A 25,751-nucleotide genomic window follows, 5' to 3' on the forward strand; every position below is an offset into this window, starting at 1 on the left:
CCCGTCCGGAGCCATGCAGTACCGGGTATTGTTGCAACGCAGCAATGCATCGCGCGCGCTGCTCCGTGGGCGCATAGCGGCCTTGCGCGGGCTGCGGGTGTGCGGTGCGGGATCGGCTCCGCCGGGTCAGGCCGCGTCCATCCAGCGGCGGGGATCGGTCTCCGCCGTGCCCCGGTCTCGGCCGAGGGCGGTAACCAGGTCGGCGATCGTGTCCAGCGAGTGGATCGAGCGGAACTCGTCGACATGGGGCAGCATCGCGCGGATGCCGCGCGCCTTGGCCTGGAACTGGTCGTAGCGCAGCAGCGGGTTCAGCCAGATCAGCCGGCGGCACGAGCGCGACAGACGGTCCATCTCGTGGGCGAGGTCGTCGTCGCTCTCCCGCTCCAGCCCGTCGGTGACCAGAAGCACGATCGGTCCGCCGTGCATGACCCGGCGCGACCATTTCCTGTTGAAGTCGTGCAGGGCGGCGGCGATGCGGGTGCCGCCGGACCAGTCCTCGACGCTGTCCGCGCAGGCCGCCAGCGCCTCGTCCGGATCCTTCATGCGCAGCTGACGCGTCACGTTGGTGAGCCGGGTGCCGAACAGGAAGGTGGTGACGCGGCGACGCTCGCCGAGGGCGTGGAGGAAGTGCAGCAGCAGCCGGCTGTAGGGGCTCATCGAGCCGGATATGTCGAACAGCGCGACGATCGGCGGCGCCACTTCCCTGCGCTTGCGGAAGGCCAGCGTCATCGACTGGCCGCCGCCGCGCAGGCTCTGGCGAATGGTTCGGCGAATGTCGATCCGGCGGCCGTGGGCGGCCGGGGTGAAGCGGCGGGTCTTCACCGTGTCCAGCGGCAGGACAAGATCGCGCAGCGCCGCCTTGGCCTGGGCGATCTCCTCCGCCGTCATCTGGGCGAAGTCCTTCTTCTGGAGGATTTCGCGGCCCGACGACGTCTGGCGCGCATCGATCTCCAGTTCGGGCGTCTCCGGCTCGCTGCGTTCCTCGCGCCCGGACTGGAGCGCCTTGGAGACGCGGAGCGCGCCGGCCTTCTTGGCGGGTTCGGGCGCGCGCGGCGGCGCCACCGGCGACAGGAGCTCGATCATCTTCTCCAGGAGCCCGCGGGGCCGCCAGAACTGGTGAAAGGCCGCATCGAACAGGATGTGATGTTCCCGCTTGGAGACGAGAACGGCGTGGAGCGTCCAGTAGAAGTCGTCGCGCCGCTCGATGCCGGCGGTCTCCACGGCGCGCACCGCCTCGACCACGCGGGCCGGCCCGACCGGCATGCCCGCGTCCCGCAGCACCCGGGCGAAATGGGTGATGTTGTCGACGAGTTTGCCGGACGGATCGCCGACGTTCCGGTCGTGCGCGGTGGGCTCGTCGGGCGGCGCTGCGCTCATCGGGACGTGCTCACAGGGATATCATGGTGTCGGTCTTGAGGGAGCTGATCAGCTTGGTCAGATCGCTCGCCTGCACTCGGGCGATGTCGTCCTGATACTTCAGGAGGACGCCCATCGTGTCGGACACGGTAGCCGGGTCGAGCGCGATCTGGTCGAGTTCGGCGAGCGCCGTGGCCCAGTCGAGTGTTTCCGCGACGCCGGGCGCCTTGAACAGCTCCTGATCCCGGAGCGCCTGCACGAAGGCGACGATTTCCGCCGCAAGGCGCTCGGAGGCGCCGGGCACCTTGAGCCGCACGATATCGAGTTCGCGCTCGGCGTTCGGGTAGTCGACCCAGTGGTAGAGGCAGCGACGCTTCAGCGCGTCGTGGATCTCGCGGGTGCGGTTGGTGGTGATAATGACGATCGGAGGTTCTTCGGCCTTGATGGTGCCGATTTCGGGGATCGTGACCTGGCTGTCGGAGAGGACTTCCAGCAGGAACGCCTCGAAGGCTTCGTCGGCGCGGTCGAGCTCGTCGATGAGGAACACCGGCGGGCCCGAAAGATCGGGTTCCAGGGCATCGAGAACCGGACGCTTGATCAGGAAACGTTCGGAGAAGATGTCGGAGGCGAGTTCGCCGCGGTCGGTCTGGCCTGCTGCCTCGGCGATGCGGATTTCCACCATCTGGGCGGGATAGTTCCACTCGTAGACGGCGGTGGAGACGTCGAGACCCTCATAACACTGCAGCCGGATCAGCTTGCGGCCCAGGCCGCTGGCCAGCACCTTGGCGATCTCGGTCTTGCCGACGCCGGCCTCGCCTTCGAGAAACAGCGGCCGGCGCATCTTCAGGGCGAGATAGAGGACGGTGGCGAGCGACCGGTCCGCGACATAGTCCTGTTGCCCGAGCAGGTCGAGCGTGGCGTCGATGGAGCCGGGAACCGGTGTCGTCGTCATCTGAATACTCCGGATACGGGTGCGGGCGCGTGGCCGCCGGGACCCGCAAGATGCAATCCCGGGCCGGGGACATCAAGATCGCGGTGACCTTGGCCTTTTCCGACTCGGTTTCGGAAACTAACGTGCGCGCGGCAAGGACAGATCGGCCAGCACGGCCTGGGAGGGGGACAATGACGACCATCACCACCGACGACGGCGTGAAGCTCAATGTCAGGCTGGATGGCGATCCGGGTAAGCCTTCCGTGCTTCTGTCCAATTCGCTCGGGACGGATCTGGGCATGTGGGACGGCCAGATCGAGATCCTGACCCGGCATTTCCAGGTGATCCGCTACGATCCGCGCGGCCACGGCGAGAGCGAGGGACCGGACGGGGACTACACGATCAGCCGCCTCGGGCGCGACGCCGTCTGCGTGCTGAAGGGGATCGGAATCGAGCGGGCGGCCGTCTGCGGCGTGTCGATGGGTGGGATGATCGGCATGTGGCTCGGTGCTCACGCGCCCGAGCGGGTGACGCGACTGGCGCTGTGCAACACGGCCGCGAAGCTGGGGCCGCCGGACATGTGGCAGACGCGGATCGGTACGGTGCGCAGTCATGGTATGGCGGCGATCGCCGACCAGGTGGTGGCGCGGTGGTTCACCGAGCCGTTCCAGGCGCGCGCACCGGAGACCGTGGACCGGATCCGCGCGATGCTCCTTTCGACCAGCCCGGCCGGCTACACCGGCTGCTGCGCGGCGATCCGGGACATGGACCAGACCCGGGACCTGCGCCGGATTTCGGCTCCGGTGCTGGTCGTCGCCGGCGCCGACGATCCGGCGACGCCCCCGGAGCAGGGCGAAGCCATCGCGGCCGCCGTGTCCGGGGCGGAACTGGATGTGTTCCCCGAGTGCGCGCACCTGTCCAATATCGAGCAGGAAGCCCGCTTCAACGATCGGGTCCCGGCGTTCCTGGCTGATCTGTAGGCAGATCGCCTGCGAAATGACGTTTCGTGAGACCCGCTCTTGCGGTATGAGTTTGCGCAAGCGCCGCTTTATGGCGGCTTTTTGAGCAAACGGATACCTCGATGACGACCCTCGATCGGACCGACAAGAAGATCCTCTCCATCCTGCAGGAGGACTGCACGCTGCCGGTCGCCGAGATCGGCCGCCGGGTCGGGCTGTCGACGACGCCCTGCTGGCGGCGGATCCAGCGGCTGGAGGAGGAGGGGGTCATCATGAAGCGCGTGGCGCTTCTCGATGCCACGAAGGTGAACGCCAAGGTGACGGCGTTCGTGTCGATCGTGACCAACCAGCACACCGAGGACTGGCTCGACCGCTTCGCCAGCGCGATCAAGACGTTCCCGGAGGTGGTGGAATTCTACCGGATGGCCGGCTCGGTGGACTATCTGCTGCGGGTCGTGGTCGCCGACATCGAAGCCTACGACGTGTTCTACAAGAAGCTGATCGCCAAGATCGACGTGGCCGACGTCTCCACCACGTTCGCGATGGAGCAGATCAAGTCGACCACGGAACTGCCGCTCGGCTTCATCCCGCTGGATAAGGAGAAGGGGCGGGCGTCCGCCTGACCGGGTTCCCCGGTCTATCTTGGATGCTGGGTATCGGGATCGAGTTCGATCGGGTCCCGGTGGCCGTAGCTGGTGCCGTCCCGGGTCCGCATCCGCTCGCCGATCTCCTCGGTACAGGTTGCCTCCTTCGGAAACACGAAGGACAGGATGATGGCGCCACCGATAAGGAACACCGTCACGCCGAGGCTGACCAGCGCTTCGGTTTCGCCGATGAACATGTCCCAGAGGATCTTGCCGCCGATGAAGATCAGGACGGCGGAGAGCGCCGGCTTGAGATAGCTGCAGCGCGCGACGAGGGCATCAATCACGAAATAGAGGGCCCGCAGGTTCAGGATCGCGAACACGTTCGAGGTGTAGACGATGAACGGATCGTGGCTGATCGCGAGCACGGCCGGGATGGAGTCCACGGCGAAGATCAGATCCGAGACCTCGATGACGATCAGCGCGAAAAGCAGGGGCGTCGCCATCAGCATGGTGCCGCGGCCGTCGGCCCTCGGTTCGCGCACGAGGAAACGAGGGCCGTGGATCCGCGGCGTCATGGGAAGCCGGCGCGACAGCCAGCGGAAGGCGCGGTTGTTGGCGATGTCGACACTCTCTTCCTCGTCGTGGAGAAGCAGCTTCACGCCGGTGAAGATCAGAAGCGCCGCGAAGAAGACGAGCAGCCATTCGAACTCGTGCAGGACGGCCGCGCCGGTGCCGATCAGGATCGCGCGGAACACCATCGCGCCGAGAATGCCCCAGAACAGCACGCGGTGCCGGTGCTCGCGGGGAATGCCGAAATAGACGAAGACCACCGACATCACGAACACGTTGTCGAACGACAGGCTCTGCTCGACGATGTAGGCGGTGAAGAACTTGGCGCCGGCATCGATGCCGAGGATCAGCCACACGCCGATCCCGAACAGGACCGCCAGACCCGCATAGCCGCTGGCCAAGAGCAGGCTCTCGCGCATGCCGACCACGTGGGCACGGCGGTGGAGCACTCCGAGATCGACGATGAGGATCAGGGCGACGAGAGAGAGAAAAACCACCCAGAAAAGGGGCGGTACGCTGACGGAGTCTGCGGGAGAAAGCATAATCGACCGTGAGTTCGGGGACCTCGTCGGCGCGAATCCGCGACACGCATCACTGTCGAGGTCTGCATGGGAGATCGTGGCGGGCGAAACGATATGCAAGAGAGGGCGTCGACAATGACGCGGCGCTCGCGTTGACTGGGATCGTTCCAGAATGCGGGCGCGGCGGATGCCATGCCGCCCCAAGATGCCAAGGCCAGAGTTGATCCATGACCAAGCCGCTCACCCGCCGTTCGGCCTGCCCCCACGATTGCCCATCCACCTGTGCGCTGGAGATCGACGTCGTCGATTCGGGAACGATCGGACGCGTGCGCGGGGCGAAGGACAACGCCTACACTGACGGCGTGATCTGCGCGAAGGTCGCCCGCTATGCCGAGCGGACGAACCATCCCGACCGGCTGACGCGCCCGCTGGTGCAGACCGGCCCCAAGGGATCGGGGCAGTTTGCCGAGATCGGCTGGGACGAGGCGCTCGACCGGGTCGTGGAGGCGTTCGTGGCCGCCGAGGCCGAGTTCGGAGCCCAGAGCGTCTATCCCTACAACTATGCCGGCACGATGGGGCTGGTGCAGCGCGACGGCATCCACCGGCTGCGCCACGTGAAGGGATACTCTCGCCAGTTCGACACGATCTGCACCAACCCGGCCTGGACCGGGTTCATTGCCGGAACCGGCCGGCTGGCCGGGCCGGATCCCCGCGAGATCGACAGCTCCGATTGCGTCGTGATCTGGGGCACCAACGCCGCCGCGACCCAGATCAACGTGCTGACCCATGCGGTCGCGGCACGGAAGAGCCGCGGCGCCACCATCGTGGCCGTCGACGTCTACGAGACGGAGACGGTCAAGCAGGCGGACCTGAAGCTGATCCTGCGGCCCGGCACCGATGCGGCGCTGGCCTGCGCTGTGATGCACGTCCTGTTCCGGGATGGTTACGCCGACCGCGCCTACATGGCGAAGTTCGCCGACTGTCCCGATGAGCTGGAAGCCCACGTCGCCAACCGGTCGCCGGACTGGGCCGCATCGGTCACCGGGCTCGCCGTCGAGGACATCGAGGCCTTCGCGAAGCTCGTGGGGACCACGAATCGGACCTATCTGCGGCTCGGCTACGGCTTCACCCGGCAGCGCAACGGCGCGATCGCCATGCACGCGGCCGCCTCGATCGCGACCGTTGCCGGCCTCTGGCAGTACGAAGGCGGCGGCGCCTTCCACAACAACGGCGCGATCTACGAACTCAACATGGCCATGGTGACCGGCGCCGACGCCGTCGATCACACGACGCGGCGGCTCGACCAGTCCCGGCTGGGCGCGATCCTGACGGGAGACGAGGACGCACTGCTCGGCGGCCCGCCGGTGAAGGCCATGCTGATCCAGAACACCAATCCGGTCTCGGTCTGTCCGGAGCAGGAGCTGGTCAAGCGCGGCTTCGCCCGGGACGACCTGTTTGTCTGCGTGCACGAGCAGTTCATGACCGAGACCGCCCGGATGGCCGACATCTTGCTGCCGGCGACGATGTTCGTGGAGCACGACGACATCTACAAGGGCGGGGGCCATCAGTATCTGCTGCTCGGTCCGAAGCTGGTCGAGGCGCCCGGAGACTGCCGCTCGAACCATGAGGTTCATGTGGAGCTGGCGAAGCGGCTCGGCGCCGAGCACAAGGGCTTCGGCATGAGCGAGCGGGAGCACATCGACTGGATGTTGCGGAACTCCGGACGCGGCTCGCTCGCGGAACTGGAAGCGGCGGGCTGGATCGACTGCCAGCCGCCCTTCGAGAAGGCGCACTATCTCGACGGGTTCGCCTATCCGGACGGAAAGTTCCGGTTCAAGCCCGACTGGACGAAGGTGAAGGCCAACAACAATGGGCCGATGGGACCCTGGGAGGCGATCCCCGCGCTGCCCGACCAGTGGGACGTGATCGACGCGGCGACCGACGCCCATCCGTTCCGTCTGGTGACGGCGCCGGCGCGCTCCTTCCTCAACTCGACCTTCAACGAGACGCCCGGATCGCTCAAGAAGGAGGGACATCCGACCGTGTTCGTCCATCCCGAAGACGCAGGCCCGCTCGGGATCGGCGAGGGGATGCGCGTGCGTCTCGCCAACGATCAGGGCGCCGTGGTCGTCCGGGCGCGCCTGTTCGACGGCATCCGGCGCGGCGTGGTCGTGTCCGAAGGCCTGTGGCCGAACGAGGCCTTCGAAGACGGGCAGGGCATCAACACCCTGACCTCGGCCGAGCCGATCGCGCCCTATGGCGGCGTGGCCTTCCACGACACCCGCATCTCTCTTGCCCCGGCGCAGCCCCTGGCCTAAGTCGGCATCAGGGACAATTAACTCGGGGAAGCTGGATGCGGCTCGGCAGTGTGGTGGTACCGGTCAGGGGCTCCGCGATCGGAGCGTTTCTTACGGCTGTCGCGGCAGCAATGCCGGCTTCGGTCGCAGCGCAGAGCGACAGCGCCAGCAACGCGGCGCTCGGCCGCAAGCTGATGGATGTGTGTGTCTACGACCAGTTCCGCCGGAATGGATCGAGCGAAGGCGTCGCCAGCGCCTGCAAGTGCGCGGCTCGCCGCGCCGCTCCGTCGCTGCAGGCGCGTCAGATCGAGCGACTGCAGATCGGCGTGCCGCTCACCGGCGACGTCCGCGACGAGGTCTACAAGGCGCTGGCCGCCTGCCGGTAGACCGCCTCGGCTCCGGATCGCCTTACCCGCCGTTCGGGAAATCCGGCCAGACCAGCGTGGGCGGCAGGTCCGCCAGCCCCTTCCTGACGATCCGGCCGTTGACCGGTTTCAGATCTCCGCGCGCCACGGCGGCCAGGGCCGCCGGATAGATCCTGTGCTCTTCGGCAAGGACCCGGGCGGAGAGGCTGGCGGCGGTGTCGTCGGCGGCCACGGGAACCGCGGCCTGGATCAGGATCGGGCCGGCATCGAGCTCGGCGTTGACGATGTGAACGGTGCAGCCGTGAACGGCGACGCCGGCCGTCAGCGCGCGTTCATGGGTGTCGAGGCCGGTGAAGGCCGGCAATAGCGAGGGGTGGATGTTGAGGATCCGGCCGGCGAACCGGGCCACGAAATCCGCACTCAACACCCGCATGAAGCCGGCAAGACAGATCAGCTCGGCGCCGCTGTCCTCGATCGCGGTGGCAAGCGCTGTTTCGAACTCCGCCTTGGTCGGACAGGCCTTGTGATCGACCACGGCCGTTTCGATGCCGGCATCGGTGGCGGTCTGCAGGCCCTGGGTGCCCGGCCGGTTGGAAATGACCCGGACGATCTCTGCCGGGTAGGCCGGGTCCCGGGCTGCCTCGATGAGGGCAGCCATGTTCGAGCCGCGCCCCGAGATGAGCACGGCAACGGGAACGCGCCGCGCGCTCATCGGGTGCTCGTGGCCAGCGCGCCGGTGTAGGCGACCTCGCCGTCGCCATCGAGGATTTCGCCGAGATCGACCACTGTTTCGCCCGCGGCCGCGAGCGTCTCGGTGACCGCTGCGGCGCTCTCGGCCGAGACGACAGCCACCATGCCGATGCCGCAGTTGAAGGTCCGCAGCATCTCCGCCTCCTCGACCGGTCCGGTATCGGCGAGCCAGGAGAACACCGGGGGCAGGGCGATTCGGTTCAGATCGATCGTGGCGGACACGGACTTGGGCAGCACCCGCGGCACGTTCTCCGTCAGGCCGCCGCCGGTGATGTGGGCAAACGCCTTGATCGCCGGCCGATGCGCGGCGAGCGCGGCCTTGAGGCTTGCCACATAGATCCGCGTCGGCGTCAGAAGCGCTTCGGCCAGCGACCGGTCCGGATCGAACGGAGCCGGATCGGTGAGAGCGACGCCGGACGCCTCCACGATGCGGCGCACCAGCGAATAGCCGTTGGAGTGGACGCCGGCGGAGGCGAGGCCGAGGAGACGGTCGCCCGCGGCGACGTCGGACCGCGGCAGCACTTCACCGCGCTCGACGGCCCCGACCGCAAAGCCGGCCAGATCGTAGTCGCCGGGCGCGTACATGCCGGGCATCTCCGCCGTCTCGCCGCCGATGAGCGCAGCACCCGCCTGCCGGCAGCCCTCGGCAATGCCCGCCACGACATCGCGCGCAACGCCGGTCTCCAGCCGGCCGCAGCCGAAATAGTCGAGGAAAAGGAGGGGCTCGGCGCCCTGGACGATCAGGTCGTTGACGCACATGGCGACCAGATCGATGCCGATCGTTGTGTGGATGCCCGAATCGCCGGCGAGCTTGAGCTTGGTGCCGACGCCGTCGGTCGCGGCCACAAGCAGTGGGTCGGTGAAGCCCGCCGCCTTCAGATCGAACAGCCCGCCGAAGCCGCCAAGTGCAGCGTCCGCGCCGGGTCGCGCCGTTGCGGCGGCGAGCGGAGCTATGGCGCGCACGAAGGCGTTGCCGGCGGAAATGTCCACGCCGGCATCGGCATAGGTTACGGCAGGTCGGTTCGGGTCGTTCGTCATCTGGCTGGCGCTCCGGTCGGATGCGGTCGGCATCCAATCCGCCCGTTGTGCCGATTGCAATCGGGATTTGGAAGTGGTCGATGCGTCATCCCCCGCTCCGTGTCATAAATCGCGCACAAACAACAGCTGTCGACGAGAAGGCGGCGCCGTGACCATTCCAAATCTGCTGACGATGCTGCGCTTCGCCCTGGTCCCCGTCGTGATCTGGGCTATCTCCTCGGACCAGAACGTGATCGCGTTCGCCGTGTTCGTGGTGGCCGGCCTGACCGACGGTATAGACGGCTTCATCGCCAAGCGGTGGGCGATGGCGAGCCAGCTTGGCGCCTATCTGGATCCGCTCGCCGACAAGGCGCTGCTGGTCTCCATCTTCGTCGCGCTGGGGGTGGCCGGCGAACTGCCGGTCTGGCTGGTGGGCATCGTGGTGGCCCGGGACGTCCTGATCGTCGGGGCGGTGGTCTTGTCCAGCCTGATGGGCCGGGCGATCGCGATCCGTCCGCTGCTGGTCAGCAAGGTAACGACAGTGGTCCAGATCTTGCTCGTCGCTCTGGTGCTGGCGGACCTCGCCTTCGGGCTGGATCTCCTGCGCGAACGCGCGGCCGTCACGCTGATCGTCGCCGGCTTGACTGTCATCTCGGCCGCAGCCTATCTCGTCACCTGGTTGCGGCACATGAGCGAGCCGCCGGTTACCGAGTTCCCGGGAGAGGACCCTCTAACGTGACGCTGGGTCGGCAGATCATCTTCTGGGTCGTTGCAGCGGTGGCGTTCCTGCTGCTGCTGCGCCTGTTCCAGGGCATCCTGCTGCCGTTCGTGGCGGGTCTGTTCCTGGCGTACCTGCTCAATCCGGTCGCGCGCTGGCTCGAACGCCATGGCCTCAACCGCGTGCTCGCCACCAGCCTGATCCTGATTGTCTTCGTCGTTTTCGTGATTCTGGCGCTGGTCGTGGTGGTTCCGCTCATCGCGAACCAGCTCATCGGATTTCTGGAGCGGGTGCCCGGCTACATCTCCCAGCTTCAGGCCTTCCTCAACGAACACGCCCAGACCAACCGGATTGCGGACGTGCTCGGAGTGGACACCAGCGAGCTCCAGTCCGCCGCCACCAACCTGGTCAGTCAGGGTTCGAGCTGGGCGGGAAGCGTGGTCAAGTCGGTGTGGTCCGGCAGCCAGGCGGTCATTTCCGTGCTCTCGCTCGTCGTCATCACGCCGGTGATCGCGTTCTATCTGCTGATCGACTGGGAGCGGATGATGCGGTCGCTGGACGACCTGCTTCCGCGCGAGCACGCCGAGACCATCCGCGGCCTCCTGGGCGACATGGACCGGGCGGTCTCCGGCTTCATCCACGGGCAGGTCTCGGTCTGCCTTCTGCTCGGCCTGTTTTATGCCGTGGCCCTGGTTGCGGTCGGTCTGAATCACGGTCTCACGATCGGTCTTATGGCGGGACTGATCTCGTTCGTGCCCTATCTCGGCTCCGGGCTCGGATTCGTCGTTTCGGTCGGCGTGGCGCTCAACCAGTTCTGGCCCGACAGCCTGATGATCGGGCTGGTGGTCGCGATCTTCCTGGTCGGCCAGTTCTTTGAGGGCAACGTTCTGCAGCCCAAGCTGGTGGGCGGCCGCGTCGGGCTTCATCCCGTCTGGCTGATCTTCGCCCTGTTCGCCTTCGGCTATCTGTTCGGCTTCGCCGGCATGCTGATCGCCGTTCCGGCATCGGCCGCCGTCGCGGTGCTGGTGCGCTTCTTTCTGCAGCGCTACCGGGAAAGCCGGATCTATCAGGGCCACGAGGGCGGCTCCCCGCCCGAGCCGGTGCCGTCGCCACCGCCCCAGGTGCCGGACGGCTCTGGCGCTCGGCCGAAAGGCAGCGCGTGAGTGGCGGGCAGGATGGCCGCCCGCGGCAGCTGCCGCTCAGCTTGCGCGTTGATCCATCCTATCGACCTGAAGACTTCGTGGTGGGCGCCTCCAACGCCGATGCGTGGGCGGCGATCATGGCCTGGCCCGACTGGCCGCACAGGACGTCGCTGATCATCGGCGCCGAGGGGACCGGTAAGACCCATCTCGCCGCCGTCTGGCGCGAGCGGAGCGGCGCCCGGATCATCGGGGCCGGCGACCTGACCGATACCGATCCGGTTTCCCTGGTCCAGGCGGGCCCCCTGTGCGTGGAGAACTGCGATCGCGCCACGCTCGACGAACCGGTTCTGTTTCATCTGCTCAACGCGGTCCAGGCGGCTGGGTCCCATCTGCTGCTGACGGCCCGTATCCCGCCGGCTGAGTGGCGCATCAGCACACGGGACATTGCTTCGCGCCTGCGGGCGATCCCGCCGCTGACGATCGGCGTCCCGGAGGACGAGTTGCTGGAGCGGGTGCTGGCGAAGCTGTTCGCGGACCGGCAGCTGACGGTCGAGCCGACCGTGGCGAGCTATCTCGTCCGGCGGATCGAGCGCTCGTTCCGGGCGGCGAACCGCCTGGTGGACCTGCTGGACCGGGAAGCACTCGCCCGCCGCCGTCCGGTGACACGGCGCATGGCCGGCGAGGTTCTGGAGGCGGAGGGTTTCGGCGGCGACGACGATCCGGACGATACGGCAAGCTAGGTCGCCGCTGCGCCTTCAGGTTTTCGCCGAACCTTCGCGTGACACAGAGAAAATTCCGTCATACTCGGGGTGTAGGACCGCGCGATGATATCCGGGCAAGGGGCGAACTCCGTTCCTGAACCCGCTTCGGGGCACATGAAGATCAATCACGGCGACAGGGCTGGCGCAGACGTCGCCACAGCCGTGATTCAGGGAGAGGCCGATGGACGCGACCACGGAACAGGTAGCGGCAACTGCGGAAAGCGGAAGCGTTGAAGGGTTTTCGGGCGAGGATTTGCGCGACCGGCCCGAGCGGTTCGTCAACCGCGAGCTGTCCTGGCTTCAGTTCAACGTCCGCGTCCTGGAGGAGTCGGAGAACGTCAGCCACCCGCTGCTGGAGCGTCTACGCTTCCTGTCGATTTCGGCGAACAATCTCGACGAGTTCTTCATGGTGCGCGTGGCGGGCCTCAAGGGCATGCAGCGCGAAGGGGTGGATACGCGCAGCGTCGACGGCCTCACTCCGACCGAGCAGCTGGTCCGGATCGGCGAGGCCGTGGGCAAGCTCCAGCATGCGCAGCAGCGCCGCTGGGCCGAACTTGCGCGCGAACTCGACCGCAACGACATCCGCCTGTGCGATGCGGAAACCCTGTCCCGCGACGACGCGGAGTGGCTTGAGCGCTACTTCCTGAGCCACGTCTTTCCGGTTCTGACCCCGCTCGCCATCGACCCGGCGCATCCGTTTCCGTTCATCCCGAATCTGGGCTTCTCGCTGGTGTTCCATCTGGATGCGCCGGGCGCGGAGCCGATGATCGCGCTGATCCGCGTTCCGGCCCAGGTCGAGCGCTTCATCCGCCTGCCCGCCAGCGACGGTGCGGCCCGGTTCGTCGCGCTGGAAGACGCGATCGCGGTGTTCATCCCCAAGCTTTTTCCGGCCTATGAGGTGAAGGGCAAGGGTGCGTTCCGGGTCATCCGCGATTCCGATCTGGAAATCGAGGAAGAGGCCGAGGATCTGGTCCGCACCTTCGAGAGCGCCCTGAAACGGCGCCGGCGCGGGTCGGTGATCCGGCTGGAGATCGAAGGCTCGACGCCCGAGCCGCTGCGCCAGTTCGTGGCGTCCGCGTTGGGGGTCTCCGGCGACGAGATGTTCCTGGTCAACGGGCGACTGGCGCTGAAGGACCTGTCGCAGCTGGTCGGGCTGGATCGGCCGGACCTGAAGTTCAAGCCCTACAGCCCGCGATTCCCGGAGCGGATCCGCGAGCACGGGGGCGACTGCTTCGCCGCCATCCGGCAGAAGGACATCATCGTCCATCACCCCTACGAATCGTTCGACGTGGTGGTGCAGTTCCTGTCCCAGGCCGCGCGCGATCCCGACGTGGTCGCGATCAAGCAGACGCTTTACCGGACCTCCAACGATTCCCCGATCGTTAAGGCGCTCGGCGAGGCCGCGGAAGCCGGCAAGTCCGTCACCGCGCTGGTGGAGCTGAAGGCGCGCTTCGACGAGGAAGCCAACATCCGCTGGTCGCGCGACCTGGAACGGTCGGGCGTGCAGGTCGTGTTCGGCTTCATCGAGCTGAAGACCCACGCCAAGCTGTCGATGGTCGTCCGGCGCGAGGGTGGTCAACTGGCCACCTACTGCCACATCGGCACCGGCAACTACCATCCGATCACGGCGAAGATCTACACGGACCTATCCTTCTTCACCGCGGACCCGGTGATGGCCCAGGACGTGGCGCGGATCTTCAACTTCATCACCGGTTATGCCCGTCCCGCCGAGCTCTCGCGCATGGCGGTGTCGCCGGTCACCCTGCGCGACCGCCTGATCGAGCACATCGAGGCGGAAATGGAGCACGCCAGGGCCGGTCGCCCGGCGCAGGTCTGGCTGAAGTGCAACTCGCTGGTCGACGGCAGGATCATCGACGCGCTCTACGAAGCAAGCCAGGCGGGGGTCGAGGTCGATATCGTGGTGCGGGGAATCTGCTGCCTGCGGCCCGGCGTGCCCGGCCTGTCGGACAATATCCGGGTGAAGTCGATCGTCGGCCGCTTCCTGGAGCACAGCCGCATCTACTGCTTCGGCAACGGGTTCGGACTTCCCTCGCCGCAGGCGATCATCTATATCAGCTCGGCCGATTTGATGCCGCGCAATCTCGACCGTCGTGTCGAGGCGATGTCCCCCATCGACAATCCGACCGTCCACGCCCAGATCCTCGATCAGATCATGGTCGCGAACATCACCGACAACCAGCAGAGCTGGGAGCTCCTGGCGAACGGTGGACACCAGCGGATCATCCCGGCCGCGGGCGAAGAACCCTTCAACGCCCACGAATATTTCATGACCAATCCGTCGCTGTCAGGCCGTGGACAATCGATTCAAACTGACTCACCCCGCACCTTCGCAACGCCGATCCAACGTCAGCACTGACACAGTGGCAGCGGAGTCCGACCCCGATTTCGAACTGAACGAGGAGGCGCCGCTCGGTCGCCTCCCGGGCTTCGGCCCGATCGGCGTGATCGACATCGGCTCCAACTCGGTTCGCCTGGTTCTCTACGAGCGCTCCTCCCGAGCGCCGACGCCGCTCTACAACGAGAAAGTGCTCGCCGGTCTCGGCAAGGGGCTCTCGGAGAGCGGGCGTCTCAGGGACGATTCGATCGAGACCGCGCTCGCCGCGCTCCGGCGCTTCCGGCAGCTGGCGGACCAGTCCGGCGCCAGCAAACTCGACGTGATTGCGACCGCAGCGGTCCGGGACGCCTCCAACGGGCAGGCGTTCATCAATGCGGTGACCGGCATCTGCGGGGACGGGCTGCAGGTCCTGTCCGGCAAGGAAGAAGCCAAGATGGCCGCGCTGGGCGTGGTGTCGAGCTTCTGGCGGCCGAGCGGTGTGGTCGGCGACATGGGCGGCGGCAGCCTGGAGCTGATCGAGGTCGACATCGACCGGCTCGGCGAAGGTGAGACCTTTCCGCTCGGCGGGCTGCGCCTTTCGGAATCCTCCAAGGGATCCGCGCGCAAGGCCGGAAAGGTCGCCGCGGAGGCGCTGGCGGCCTCAAAAGGCCTTCAGGCCGCTCAGGGGCGGGCCTTCTACGCCGTCGGTGGAACCTGGCGCGCGCTCGCGCATCTGCACATGCACCTGACGGACTATCCGCTGCGCATCATGCATCACTATACGATCCCGGCGGACGAGGCGTTCGAGTTCTGCCGCAAGATCGTCCGCTCGGATCCGGCGCAGATCGAGGGGATCGACACGGTCTCCAGGTCCCGCCGACCGCTGCTTCCGTTCGGCGCGGCGGTGCTGGAACAGGTCATCAAGATCGGACGACCGAGCGAGATCGTGCTGTCCGCGCTGGGGCTGCGCGAAGGCCATCTCTACGAATCGCTGCCGCCGGAGATCCAGGCGGAGGACGGGCTGCTGGATGCCGCAGGCGAGCTGTGCGACCTGCGCTCCCGTTCGCCGCGGCACGGCCGCGAACTCGGGCCCTGGACCGGAGAGGTGTTTCAGGCGCTGGGCGTCGACGAGACCCAGGAGGAGGCGCGGTTGCGGGTCGCGGCTTGCCTTCTGGCCGATATCGCCTGGCGGGCCCATCCCGACTATCGCGGCGAACAGGCCGTGGCGATGATCGCGAACGGCGCCTTCATCGGGGTCGATCATCCCGGACGCGGCTACCTCGCCCTGTCGATCTTCCACCGCTATGCAGGCTCGAGCAGCGAGGAACAGCTCCCGGTGATCCACCGGCTGGTGCCGTCGCGGCTCAAATACAGGGCGCGGCTGCTGGGAGCGGCGATGCGGCTGGCGTACACGCTTTCGGCGTCCATGCCCGGCGTGATCCCGCGCACCACGGTCGTGCGGGAGGGCGAGAGAATCGTCCTGCATATCCCGCGCGAACTGGCGGCCCTGGACGGGGAAGTCATCCGCAGGCGACTGGACCAGCTCGCCGACCTGGCCGATCAGGCCAGCACCGTCGTGGTGTCCTGACGCCGCCGTCCGTCACCCATCCGGTCAGGCAGATCCGTCGATGTCGCGGGCGAGGGCCAGCAGGGTGCGATCGCTCCCGGCTCCGCCGATCAGGGACACGCCGATCGGCGCGCCGTCCGGCGTGGTGGCGAGCGGCAGCGTCACCTGGGGCAGTCCGGCGAGCCCGGCGAGGCATGTGAGCGCGATGATCCGTTCCCGGTGGGCACCGAGATCGGTGTCCGGCGTGTCGACGGAGGGCGCGGCATCGGGAGCCGTCGGAAGGCACAGCACCGTATCGGGTCCGATCTGGGCCAGAAGGGCGGTGCGGATCATCTCACGGCGTTGCTTGTGGAAGTCGACTTCCGCCTGAGGAAGGTTCGCCGCCCAGTCCAGCCGCTCGCGGATGCCGGGTCCGAAGGTCGGCTTCGCGGCTTCGATCCAGGGCGACATCGCGGTCCAGACTTCGGCCGCCTGGGTGATCCGGAACGTCAGGCCCCAGTCCTCTTCCATCGCGGGTATGTCCGGGACCGAAAGGACCCGCTCGAAGCCTTTGGAGATTCGGGCGACCGCAGCGTCCATCGGCGGGCGCAACTCGGCCGGCAGAAGCTGGAAGGCGGCGTCCAGAAGCAGGCACTGTGGCGCGTTGGCTTCGAGGGCGGGATCGATGAGCACGTTTCCGACACGGGCGAGCATGTCGCCGCTGCGGGCGAACCAGCCGGCCGCGTCATAGCTGCGGGCCAGTTCCATGCAGCCCTCCAGCGACAGCACGCCGTGAGTCGGTCGGAACCCGTAGAGACCGCAATAGCTTGCCGGAATGCGCACCGATCCGGCGGTGTCGGTCCCGATGGCGAAATCCACGAGACCGGCCGCCGTCGCGACGGCCGAGCCGCTCGACGAACCGCCGGGGAGGCGGTCGGGTGCGGCCGGATTGAGCGGCGTGCCGTAGTGGGCGTTGCGGCCGGTCAGGCTGTAGGCGATCTCGTCGGAAACGGCCTTGCCGACGCACTCGGCGCCAGCGTCGAGCAGCCGTGAAATAAGGGGCGCCGTCGTCTCCGCCGCGTGCCCTGCGCCGGGCCAGTCCGGATGTCCGCATCCGGTCGGGTAACCGGCGACGTCGAAGAGATCCTTCACGGCGAAGGTCAGTCCGGAAAGCGGGCCTTCTTCCGCGTGCGGGACGGCGACGTGCGGATAGTCGCAGAAGCAGCGATAGTCCGTGACGGCGTCCGTTTTCAGATCCGTCATGAAGGCGCGGCCTTTCTTGCTGTCGGTGCTTTTGCGGTCCGGCCTGGTCACGTGTCCACGAGGACGCAGACCGAGCGAAACGGCGTGGCAGTCTGTCGATCACATCGTCACGGTCGAGTACGGGCGGTGTCTGCGCCCGCGTCATCGGGTACGCAACGCTGCCGCGCGCCAATCGGTTCGCTTCGTCGAGGCGGATCCATTGGACCGCCACGCCCAATGGTTCGGCCGTTCAAAACCGCCGGGCTCGCAACAAAGTTCCGGTCGCGATAACGATTCCCAATCAGTTGGTGGCTTCGGTGTCTTCCGACGATGGGGCCTGCGCGTCGGTGCTGCCGGTCTTCGCCGGTCCACCCTTGCCGCGCTTGCGCCGCGACCCGCGCCTGGTCGGGGCCTCGACGAACGGCGTGTCGGACTCGAACGTGACCACTCGCCGGCCGTCGAAACTCAGAGCGAGCCGGCCCTCCCGGAGCGCAAGTGCCTGATTGCCGAACAGCTCCCGCCGCCACCCCGTCAGCGCGGGAATTCCGTCCGTCTCGCCGGCGGCGATCCGCTCCAGGTCGTCGGAGGTGGCGATCACTTTTGCTGCGACGCCATTGGCTTCAGCCACTTTCTTCAAAAGCACCTTCAGGAGTTCCGAGGCCGCTCCGGCGCCTTCCGGCGCCTGACGTCCCTTCGGTACTTCCGGCCAGCTCTCCTTCGGGCTGTCGAGGGCCTGAACGACGGTCGCGACGATGTCGCGGCCCGATTTGGACCGCTCGAAGCCGCGCGGAATGGTCCTCAGCCGGGCGAGCGCGGCCTCGTCCTTCGGTTTCTGCGCGGCGATCTCGTACAGCGCCTCATCCTTGAGGACGCGGCCGCGCGGCACGTCACGGCTCTGGGCTTCCCGTTCGCGCCATGCCGCGATCGCACGCAGGACGGCCAGGTCGCGGGGCTGACGCACCCGCATCTTCAGCCGCGTCCAGGCCTGATCGGGCTCCATCTGGTAGGTGTCGGGCGAGGTGAGGGTGGCCATTTCCTCCTGCACCCACTCCGCGCGCCCCTGATCGGCCAGCGCGGCGCGCAGATGGGCATAGACCTCCCTGAGATGGGTCACGTCGGCGAGCGCGTAGGTGAGCTGCTGCTCCGACAGCGGCCGCCTCGCCCAGTCGGTGAAACGGTGCGACTTGTCGATGCGTTCGCCGGTCACGCGCTGGACGAGCTGGTCGTAGGAAATGGAATCGCCGAAGCCGCAGACCATCGCCGCCACCTGGGTGTCGAACACCGGATGGGGCACGAGCCCACCCAGATGGAAGACGATCTCGATGTCCTGGCGGGCGGCGTGGAACACCTTCGTCACGCTCTCGTCCGCCATCAGGCGGAAGAACGGCGCGAGATCCAGGTCCTCTCCGGCGACCGGGTCGACGATGACGGTTTCGTCCGGCCCCGCCATCTGGATCAGGCAGAGCTTCGGCCAGAACGTCGTCTCGCGCATGAATTCCGTGTCGACGGTGACAAAGTCACTGTCGGCGAGCCGTTCGCAAACGGCTTCCAGGTCCGAGGTGGTCGTAATGAGGTTCATCGAGAACGGCGATGCGCGAGAAAGGTGAAGGGGACCGCGCGGTCGGCGCGGCGGGACGAATCAGCGAACCGTGATCATATCATCGGATCGCTGGGGTCCGAGTTCGTCGGTGCGGCGTCTTCCATCGGCTGCGATGGGAAGCCGAGCAGCGAGCCCGCCGGATTGGCGTCGCGCTGGATCTCCACCGGGCTGGTCACGTACGCGGTCGCAAGTTCCGCCAGCGAGCGCAGCGCGTGCAGGTGGATCCTCTCGTAGCCGTGGGAGGCGTCGACGCCGAAAGTGGCGAGCGCCGTGCGGACGTCCGCACCAGCTTCCAGCGCCGCGGCACTGTCGGACCGGTAGTAGCGGAACACATCCTTCTGGTAGCGGATGTCGTGCTCCTTGCAGAGACGCACCAGCTTGTTGGTGAGGTGCCAGTCGAACGGACCGGTCTGGTCGGCCATCGAGATGGTGACCCCGAACTCGCTGGAGTTCTGGCCGGGTGCCGTCGTGCCGTTGTCGATGGTGATCATCGAGGCGATGTCGTGGGTCAGGATCGACGATCCGCCGTTGCCGACCTCTTCCGCGATCGAGAACAGGAACAGCGTGTCGACCGGCAGTTCCGGCTTCTCGCGCTGGAGCGCCTCGATGGCGGCGAACAGGACCGCGACGCCGGCCTTGTCGTCCAGGTGCCGGGACACGATGAAGCCGTTGTCGATGAACTCCGGCTGCGGGTCGATCGCGACGATGTCGCCGACGGAAAAGCCGAGCCGCTCGAGGTCGCGGGGGCGGGTCGCCATGGCATCGACCCGGAGCTCGACATAGCGCCAGCCCACCGGAAGCTCGTCGACCTCGTCGCCGAAGGTGTGACCGGAGGCCTTGAGCGGCAGGATCGTGCCGCGATAGGCGCCGCGCTCCGTGAAGATCGTGCAGCGCGCCCCCTCCGCGAAGCGTGCTGACCAGTGACCGATGGGCACGAGTTCGAGCCGGCCGTTCTCCTTGAGCGCCTTCACCTGGGCACCGAGGGTGTCGAGATGGGCGATCATGGCCCGGGCCGGCTGCTGCTGCTTGCCGGGAATCCGCGCCCGGATCGCACCGCGACGGGTGATCTGGGTCTCAAGTCCGAGGCGGCGCAACTCGGTGACGGCTGCGCGCACGATGGTGTCGGTGTAGCCGCTGGGGCTGGCGATCGACAGCAACTCGGCGAGGGTATCCTTCAGATACTCGGTGTCGATGTTCAGGCGGGGCACGGCTCCTCCGGTTCGTTGCGGCTTGCCTGCCGCGCAGCATGAGGGATTGAGAGCGGAAAGAGAAGATCGATAAACCGTTCCGCGGTCGGCTGCGGCTCGTGGTTGGCAAGACCCGGCCGCTCGTTCGCCTCGATGAACACGTAGTCCGGTTTCAGGTGCGATTTCACCATGAGGTCGATCCCCACGACCGGGATTTCGATCGCCCGGGCGGCCTTGACGGCCGCCTCGATCAGCACGGGATGAACGTGATCCGTGACATCGTGGATCGTGCCGCCGGTATGGAGGTTGGCGGTCCGCCGCACGGGGACTTCCTTGCCTTCCTCGATCACGTCATCGAGGGTGTAGCCGGATTCCCGAAGCGCGCGCTCGGTTTCGGAATCCATCGGGATCTGGGACTCTCCGCCGGTGGCGGCCGCCCTGCGCCGGCTTACGCGCTCGATCAGCTGGCGCGCCGTCTGCTTCCCGTCGCCGATGACGTGGGCGGCCCGGCGTATGGCGGCGGCGACCAGCCGGTAGTCGATCACGATCAGGCGAAGATCCTCGCCCTCCACGAATTCCTCGACGAGCACCCGGTCGGAAATCTGCTGGGCGCGTTCGATGGCGCCTTCGACGTCGTCTTCCGCGGTCAGGCCCACGGCGACGCCGCGCCCCTGTTCCCCGCGCGCCGGCTTGATCACGATCTTCTCGTGTTCCGCCAGGAAATCCTGAATGTCCGCGGCACTCCCCGTTTCCATCTCGGCGGGCACGCGCACGCCCGCGGCTTCCACCATCCGCCGGGTGACCGCCTTGTCGTCGCAGATCGACATGGCGACCGCGGAGGTCATCTCGCTGAGCGATTCGCGGCAGAGAACGGATCGGCCGCCATAGGTCAGGCGAAAGAACCCGCCTTCCGCATCGACGACTTCGATGTCGATGCCGCGACGGCGGGCTTCGTCGACGATCAGCCGGGCGTAGGGATTGAGATCGCTTTCCGGGCGCGGCCCCGCGAACAGGCGCTCGTTGATCGGGTTCTTGCGCTTAATGGCGTAGACCGGGATCTGATAGAAGCCGAGCTTCTCGTAGAGACTGATGGCCTGGTCGTTGTCGTGCAGCACCGATAGGTCGAGATAGGCGTTGCCGCGCGCCTGGAAAACCTCGGCGAGACGGCGCACCAGCGCTTCGCCGATGCCGGGATGGCGTGCCTGGGGGTCGACTGCGAGGCACCAGAGCGACGCTCCGCGCTCCGGATCGTCGAAGGCGCGCACGTGATCCACACCGGTGACGGTTCCGACCACGGCGCCGGAAGCGTTGTCCTCGGCGATCAGATAGACCAGCGCCCGGTCCTTGCGGTGCCAGAAGAAGTCCGGCCGCACGGTGACCATGTGGCGGGCCGCGTAGATCCGGTTGACCGCGTCGGCGTCCTCCTCGTTCGTCATCCGACGGACGGTGAAGCCCTGAAGTTTGCGGCGGGACGAGCGGTAGGTCGACAGGTCCAGACGGTAGGTGTGGGACGGGTCGAGAAACAGCTCCTGCGGCGCGGAGGCGAGCGCCACATGCGGTTCGCGGACATAGAAGGCGATGTCACGCCGTCCGGGTCCCTCCTTGCGCATCCTTTCGGCGAGCGCCGTCGGGCTTTCGAACGTCTGCGCGAAATGCAGGTTGCCCCAGCCGCAATCCACCGAGACCCCGAGCCCGTCCGAGGCGGACGGGCCGTGGCCCTCGCGGTTGCGGAGCGGCTTTGCGCCCTGTTCGCGCATACGACGCAACCGGTAGGACTGGGTACGGTCCCGTCGCTGGCTGTGCGAAATGGTCATGCTGGTCCTTCTTTCGTCACACGCCTTGGGTCTGGAGCCACATCTCCAGAAGGGCGACCTGCCAGAGCTCGTTGCCGCGCAGCGGCGTGATGTGCTCCGACGGATCGGCGAACAGCTGATTCAGGTAATCCTGTCTGAACAGCCCGCGTTCCTTCGCCCGGTCGCTGGTCAGCACGTTCTTGCACAGATCCAGGGCCGGGCCGCTGATGTATTTGAGGGCAGGGACGGGGAAGTAGCCCTTCTTGCGGTCGATCACCTCGGCGGGCACGACCATGCGGGCCACGTCCTTCAGGACGCCCTTGCCGCCCTCGCGCAGCTTGTGGTCCGGCGGAATGCGGGCGGCCAGCTCGACCAACTCGTGATCGAGGAACGGCACGCGCGCCTCCAGACCCCAGGCCATGGTCATGGAATCGACCCGCTTCACCGGATCCTCGACCAGCATGACGGTGGAATCGATGCGCAGCGCCTTGTCGACCGGATCGCTCGCGCCGGGCATGGCAAAGTGGTCGCGGACATAGGCGAAGCTCGGGTCCTCGTCGACCATGTAGTCCGCGGAGATGTGTGAGGCCATCCTGGCATGGTCGCGGTCGAAGAACACGCGGGCGTATTCCGCCAGCGGATCGTCGGTCTGGGCCAGCGGCGGATACCAGTGGTAGCCGCCGAAGACCTCGTCGGCGCCCTGGCCCGACTGCACGACCTTGATGTGCTTCGCGACTTCCTGGGAGAGCATGTAAAAGCCGACATTGTCGTAGGAGACCATCGGCTCGTTCATCGCGGCGACGGTACCCGGAAGGGCCTCCATCATGTCGGCCGAGGGAACGTGGATCTTGTGGTGATCGGTCCCGAATTCCCTGGCGATGATGTCGGAATAGACGAATTCGTTGCCGACCTCGCCGTTGGCGTCCTCGAAACCGATGGAGAAGGTCTTGAGGTCTTTCTGACCGGCCTGGGCCAGCAGCGCGACGATCAGGCTGGAATCGACGCCGCCGGACAGCAGCACCCCGACCGGCACGTCAGCGACCATGCGCCGGTCGACGGCGCGCCGCATCGCCGCCATCACCCGTTCGCGCCAGACATCGGCGGGCATGTTCACTTCGTCGTCGGTGCGCTCGTAGCTGACCTGCCAGTAGACGTGATCCTTCATCTCGCCGTCGGGCTCGATCACGCGGATGGTTGCCGGCGGCAACTTCTTGACGCCCTTCAGGATGGTGCGCGGGGCCGGAACGACCGCGTGGAACGACATGTAGTGATGCAGGCCGATGGGGTCGATGTCGGTGTCCACGTCGCCGGCGGCGAGCAGGGCGGGCAGGGAGGAGGCGAAGCGGATCCGGCCCGGCGTCTCGGCGAGATAGAGCGGTTTGATGCCGAACCGGTCGCGCGCCATGACCACACGGCCGGTGTCGCGCTCCAGAATGGCGAAGGCGAACATGCCGTGGAAGCGCTCGACACAGGCCGTTCCCCACTTGTGGTAGGCCTTGATGATCACTTCCGTGTCGGAATGGGCGAAGAACGTGTAGCCGTCCGCCTCGAGGGTCTGGCGAAGCTCGCCGTAGTTGTAGATGCAGCCGTTGAACGCGATGGTGAGGCCGAGGCCGTTGTCGACCATCGGCTGTTCGGCACGGGCGGAGAGGTCGATGATCGACAGCCGCCGATGCCCGAACATGACGCGTCCGCGCCCGACGATGCCCTCGGCATCCGGCCCACGGCGCGCCATCGCTTCCGTCATCCGACCCAGAGCCGCCGACGAGGCCATCGAGCCGTCGAATGTGACCTCGCCGCAAATTCCGCACATATGCAGTTCCTCCGGATCTTTCTGTTCCGTGGCGCGTTCAGCCACTATTAAAACATCGACTGATATTTACAGCTCAAAAGATTTGAGGTCAAATAGGTTCCATCGGGTCGGAGCGGCTTCGAACGACCGACGGTCGGCGGGTGGTTCTGTGCCAGTCGCATTCGCTGGATCCCGGTTCGAGATTGCGTACGCATGACAGCATGCAAACCCGGCACCAAACGATGGAAAAAACCAAGCAGGCGGCATCACCGTCACTCTCCGGTCGGAGCGGATCCGTCCTTATCGTGCTTCGCCGAATCATTCGGTCCGTCGACCTGCAGTCGCGTCAGGTGGCCCGCACGGTCGGGCTGACGATTCCGCAACTCATCGCACTGCATGCGGTCCGCGACCTCGGGGAGGTGACTTCGACGGTGCTGTCGTCCCACGTGTCGCTGAGCCCGGCGACGGTCACGACGATCCTGGACAAGCTGGAGAGCCGCGGACTGGTCGAGCGCTACCGAAGCGCGAGCGACCGGCGGGTCGTGCACACCCGGCTCACGGATCAGGGCCGGGACGCGCTCGAAAAGGCGCCGCCGCTGCTGCAGGAGAGCTTCGTTCGCAGCTTCGAGGGGCTGGATGCCGAGCGTCAGGACGCCCTTCTCGACGCGCTCGAGGACATCGCCCAGATGATGGAAGCGGGCGCCAGCAAGGATACGACCTGGCTGGTCGAGAGCTAGGTATCTGTCATTTTCGGATGAAATCTCGACAGATAAGAGCCGTGTCGGCATAAGTCCTGCAACACATCCGCGTGTACACTGCCCCTGCCAGCCGCCTGCGCCGAGACCTCCGGGCGTGTGGCGGATCAATTCAAAAGCTGTTGGGACCCTCGAGCCATGAATGGCCAGACGGAGCCTTTCCTTCTGAGCGTGCTCGGGCCGGCGACGATCGCGATCTTTGCGGTTGCCTACATCTGGACTTGGGCGCTCACCAGCCGGCGGCACCGCTATCTGCTGGTCATTGCCGCCGCGATGCTGCTGCCGTTGCCGGGGGCGTTGTTCCAGGTTCTGGCGGAGCCGGAAAACAAGGGGTTCACGACCGTTGCCTCCGGGGTGCTGTTCATGGGCGCCTCGATCCTGGCCGCGGAAGGGATGGCGCGGCGCTATCGCAGCCAGATCGGCGTGCCTGTCGACCTCGTGCTCTTGACCGTCGCAAGTGCGCTTCTGGCCTATTTCTGGTTCGTGGACCCGAACTTTCACGCCCGGGCCTTTCTCGTGAACTTCTTCTGCGGCGGGTATTTCATCGCTGCCGCACTCCGGTCGGAACGGGCCACGCGGGGCCGCACGACCGATCGGACCGTGTTCTGGGTGATGCTCGCCTACGGGATCTTTTTGTTTCCGCGGACGGTCCTGTTTGCCCTGCCGGTGGAGGCTGGGACCCAGGCGGCCTTCGACCATCCGCTTTTCTGGCAGGTTGCGACCCTCTCCACCGCGGTGTTCGCCACGGCGCTCGGATTGTTCTTCCTGGTGGCCGTTCTGACCGAACACATGGACGACCTGCGCAGGGACCGGGACTTCGACAGGCTGACCGGCGTGCTCAACCGGCGCGGTTTCGAGGAGCATGCGGCAGCGCTGATGGCGAAGGCGGGGGCTCCGCCGATGGTCCTGATCCTCTGCGATCTCGATCATTTCAAGCGCGTGAACGACACCTACGGCCACCGGGTCGGCGACGACGTGCTGCGCATCATCGGCAGTCTCCTGCAGAGCATTTGCCGGAAGGGCGACGTGCTCGGCCGGATCGGCGGGGAGGAGTTCGCGCTGCTCCTGCCGAACCAGGGGCTCGCCCAGGCGGAGGGATTCGTTCGCCGCATGCAGGAAGCGATGGCAGCAGCCGACTTCGCGCTGCCCGAAGGCGCTCCGCCGATCCAGGCCAGCATGGGCGTCGCAATGCGACGCGACAACGAAGCCTATCCGATCTGGTTCGACCGCGCCGATGCAGCGCTCTATCAGGCCAAGGCGGAGGGGCGGAACCGAGCGGTTTTCGTGCAACCGGCAGGGGCGGGACAGACCGAGAGCGGCTTCTTCGCCGGCGTTTGCGCGGGGCAGGGCTGAGAGAGAACGGTCTGGCGCTTGGGCCGTGAGCTGTGGCACATGGCCTGGCCGGCGATGCGGGCGTGGTGGAACCGGTAGACACACAGGACTTAAAATCCTGAGGCCTCTGGCCGTGCGGGTTCGAGTCCCGCCGCCCGCACCACTGGGTTCCCGGCGACAAGATGGCCCTTGGGG

The 25,751-nt window shown here is 66.8% G+C and carries 21 protein-coding genes and 1 tRNA gene; 12 read left to right on the plus strand and 10 right to left on the minus strand.

Going from position 1 to position 25,751, the window contains the following annotated elements; translation table 11 throughout:
* Window positions 1-126: 126 nt before the first annotated feature.
* Both J2S73_RS10820 and J2S73_RS10825 read right to left on the minus strand, forming a co-directional pair.
* Window positions 127-1,377: a vWA domain-containing protein gene (locus J2S73_RS10820; protein WP_306885536.1), complete on the minus strand. Its 1,251-nt coding sequence runs from the start codon at window positions 1,375-1,377 to the stop codon at window positions 127-129.
* Between the two features lie 10 nt (window positions 1,378-1,387).
* Window positions 1,388-2,308: an AAA family ATPase gene (locus tag J2S73_RS10825; protein ID WP_306885537.1), complete on the minus strand. Its 921-nt coding sequence runs from the start codon at window positions 2,306-2,308 to the stop codon at window positions 1,388-1,390.
* A 170-nt stretch (window positions 2,309-2,478) separates the two neighbouring features.
* On the opposite strand from J2S73_RS10825, the gene pcaD reads away from it, so the two are divergent.
* Window positions 2,479-3,267, plus strand: coding sequence for a 3-oxoadipate enol-lactonase (gene pcaD, locus J2S73_RS10830; protein ID WP_306885538.1), 789 nt, complete (start codon window positions 2,479-2,481; stop codon window positions 3,265-3,267).
* A 101-nt stretch (window positions 3,268-3,368) separates the two neighbouring features.
* A complete protein-coding gene (locus J2S73_RS10835) occupies window positions 3,369-3,869 on the plus strand; it encodes an Lrp/AsnC family transcriptional regulator (protein ID WP_306885539.1) in 501 nt (166 codons plus the stop codon).
* A gap of 14 nt (window positions 3,870-3,883) precedes the next feature.
* Here J2S73_RS10835 and J2S73_RS10840 read toward each other — a convergent pair whose 3' ends face one another.
* Window positions 3,884-4,945, minus strand: a complete 1,062-nt coding sequence (locus J2S73_RS10840; protein WP_306885540.1) for a TerC family protein — start codon at window positions 4,943-4,945, stop codon at window positions 3,884-3,886.
* A 206-nt stretch (window positions 4,946-5,151) separates the two neighbouring features.
* Here J2S73_RS10840 and J2S73_RS10845 point away from each other — a divergent pair, with 206 nt between their 5' ends.
* Both J2S73_RS10845 and J2S73_RS10850 read left to right on the plus strand, forming a co-directional pair.
* Complete coding sequence (locus J2S73_RS10845) at window positions 5,152-7,242, plus strand: molybdopterin-containing oxidoreductase family protein (protein ID WP_306885541.1); 2,091 nt, start codon at window positions 5,152-5,154, stop codon at window positions 7,240-7,242.
* Window positions 7,243-7,277: 35 nt separating this feature from the next.
* Window positions 7,278-7,607, plus strand: coding sequence for a hypothetical protein (locus J2S73_RS10850; RefSeq protein ID WP_306885542.1), 330 nt, complete (start codon window positions 7,278-7,280; stop codon window positions 7,605-7,607).
* A 22-nt stretch (window positions 7,608-7,629) separates the two neighbouring features.
* On the opposite strand, the gene purN is transcribed toward J2S73_RS10850, so the two are convergent.
* Both purN and purM read right to left on the minus strand, forming a co-directional pair.
* Entirely contained in the window at window positions 7,630-8,298 is a 669-nt protein-coding gene (gene purN / locus J2S73_RS10855) for a phosphoribosylglycinamide formyltransferase (protein WP_306885543.1), read from the minus strand.
* Complete coding sequence (gene purM, locus J2S73_RS10860) at window positions 8,295-9,374, minus strand: phosphoribosylformylglycinamidine cyclo-ligase (RefSeq protein ID WP_306885544.1); 1,080 nt, start codon at window positions 9,372-9,374, stop codon at window positions 8,295-8,297. The genes purN and purM overlap by 4 nt, the downstream gene beginning before the upstream one ends.
* Window positions 9,375-9,522: 148 nt before the next feature.
* Between purM and J2S73_RS10865 the strand changes: the two genes are divergently transcribed.
* The 5 genes from J2S73_RS10865 to J2S73_RS10885 all read left to right on the plus strand — a co-directional run bounded on the left by J2S73_RS10865 (window position 9,523) and on the right by J2S73_RS10885 (window position 15,897).
* Window positions 9,523-10,092, plus strand: coding sequence for a CDP-alcohol phosphatidyltransferase family protein (locus tag J2S73_RS10865; protein WP_306885545.1), 570 nt, complete (start codon window positions 9,523-9,525; stop codon window positions 10,090-10,092).
* Window positions 10,089-11,234 carry an AI-2E family transporter gene (locus tag J2S73_RS10870; protein WP_306885546.1) on the plus strand — a complete coding sequence of 382 codons (1,146 nt, stop codon included), beginning with the start codon at window positions 10,089-10,091 and terminating at the stop codon, window positions 11,232-11,234. The genes J2S73_RS10865 and J2S73_RS10870 overlap by 4 nt, the downstream gene beginning before the upstream one ends.
* An 80-nt stretch (window positions 11,235-11,314) precedes the next feature.
* Window positions 11,315-11,953, plus strand: a complete 639-nt coding sequence (locus J2S73_RS10875; RefSeq protein ID WP_306885547.1) for an HdaA/DnaA family protein — start codon at window positions 11,315-11,317, stop codon at window positions 11,951-11,953.
* Window positions 11,954-12,155: 202 nt separating this feature from the next.
* A complete protein-coding gene (locus tag J2S73_RS10880) occupies window positions 12,156-14,351 on the plus strand; it encodes an RNA degradosome polyphosphate kinase (RefSeq protein WP_306885548.1) in 2,196 nt (731 codons plus the stop codon).
* A gap of 34 nt (window positions 14,352-14,385) precedes the next feature.
* Window positions 14,386-15,897 (plus strand): Ppx/GppA phosphatase family protein, encoded by a 1,512-nt coding sequence (locus tag J2S73_RS10885; protein WP_442320080.1) that lies wholly within the window; start codon window positions 14,386-14,388, stop codon window positions 15,895-15,897.
* A 24-nt stretch (window positions 15,898-15,921) separates the two neighbouring features.
* Here the strand turns inward: J2S73_RS10885 and J2S73_RS10890 are convergent, their stop codons facing one another.
* The 5 genes from J2S73_RS10890 to J2S73_RS10910 all read right to left on the minus strand — a co-directional run bounded on the left by J2S73_RS10890 (window position 15,922) and on the right by J2S73_RS10910 (window position 23,490).
* Window positions 15,922-17,118, minus strand: a complete 1,197-nt coding sequence (locus J2S73_RS10890; protein WP_306885550.1) for an amidase — start codon at window positions 17,116-17,118, stop codon at window positions 15,922-15,924.
* A gap of 280 nt (window positions 17,119-17,398) precedes the next feature.
* The gene (gene rnd / locus J2S73_RS10895; RefSeq protein WP_306885551.1) at window positions 17,399-18,676 is read right to left on the minus strand and encodes a ribonuclease D; all 1,278 of its coding nucleotides are present in this window, start codon (window positions 18,674-18,676) and stop codon (window positions 17,399-17,401) included.
* 74 nt (window positions 18,677-18,750) lie between these two features.
* Window positions 18,751-19,905 (minus strand): osmoprotectant NAGGN system M42 family peptidase, encoded by a 1,155-nt coding sequence (locus J2S73_RS10900; RefSeq protein ID WP_306885552.1) that lies wholly within the window; start codon window positions 19,903-19,905, stop codon window positions 18,751-18,753.
* On the minus strand, window positions 19,893-21,698 hold the full coding sequence (gene ngg, locus J2S73_RS10905; protein WP_306885553.1) for an N-acetylglutaminylglutamine synthetase: 1,806 nt from the start codon (window positions 21,696-21,698) through the stop codon (window positions 19,893-19,895). The genes J2S73_RS10900 and ngg overlap by 13 nt, the downstream gene beginning before the upstream one ends.
* 16 nt (window positions 21,699-21,714) lie before the next feature.
* Complete coding sequence (locus tag J2S73_RS10910; RefSeq protein ID WP_306885554.1) at window positions 21,715-23,490, minus strand: N-acetylglutaminylglutamine amidotransferase; 1,776 nt, start codon at window positions 23,488-23,490, stop codon at window positions 21,715-21,717.
* A gap of 284 nt (window positions 23,491-23,774) precedes the next feature.
* Between J2S73_RS10910 and J2S73_RS10915 the strand changes: the two genes are divergently transcribed.
* From J2S73_RS10915 to J2S73_RS10925, 3 genes are all read left to right on the plus strand, one after another.
* Window positions 23,775-24,206 carry a MarR family winged helix-turn-helix transcriptional regulator gene (locus J2S73_RS10915; protein WP_306885555.1) on the plus strand — a complete coding sequence of 144 codons (432 nt, stop codon included), beginning with the start codon at window positions 23,775-23,777 and terminating at the stop codon, window positions 24,204-24,206.
* Window positions 24,207-24,362: 156 nt separating this feature from the next.
* Window positions 24,363-25,577, plus strand: a complete 1,215-nt coding sequence (locus J2S73_RS10920) for a GGDEF domain-containing protein (RefSeq protein ID WP_306885556.1) — start codon at window positions 24,363-24,365, stop codon at window positions 25,575-25,577.
* Between the two features lie 56 nt (window positions 25,578-25,633).
* Window positions 25,634-25,719: transfer RNA gene (locus tag J2S73_RS10925), tRNA-Leu, on the plus strand.
* Window positions 25,720-25,751 lie beyond the last annotated feature (32 nt).

Source organism: Amorphus orientalis (assembly GCF_030814015.1).
Classification (GTDB): domain Bacteria; phylum Pseudomonadota; class Alphaproteobacteria; order Rhizobiales; family Amorphaceae; genus Amorphus; species Amorphus orientalis.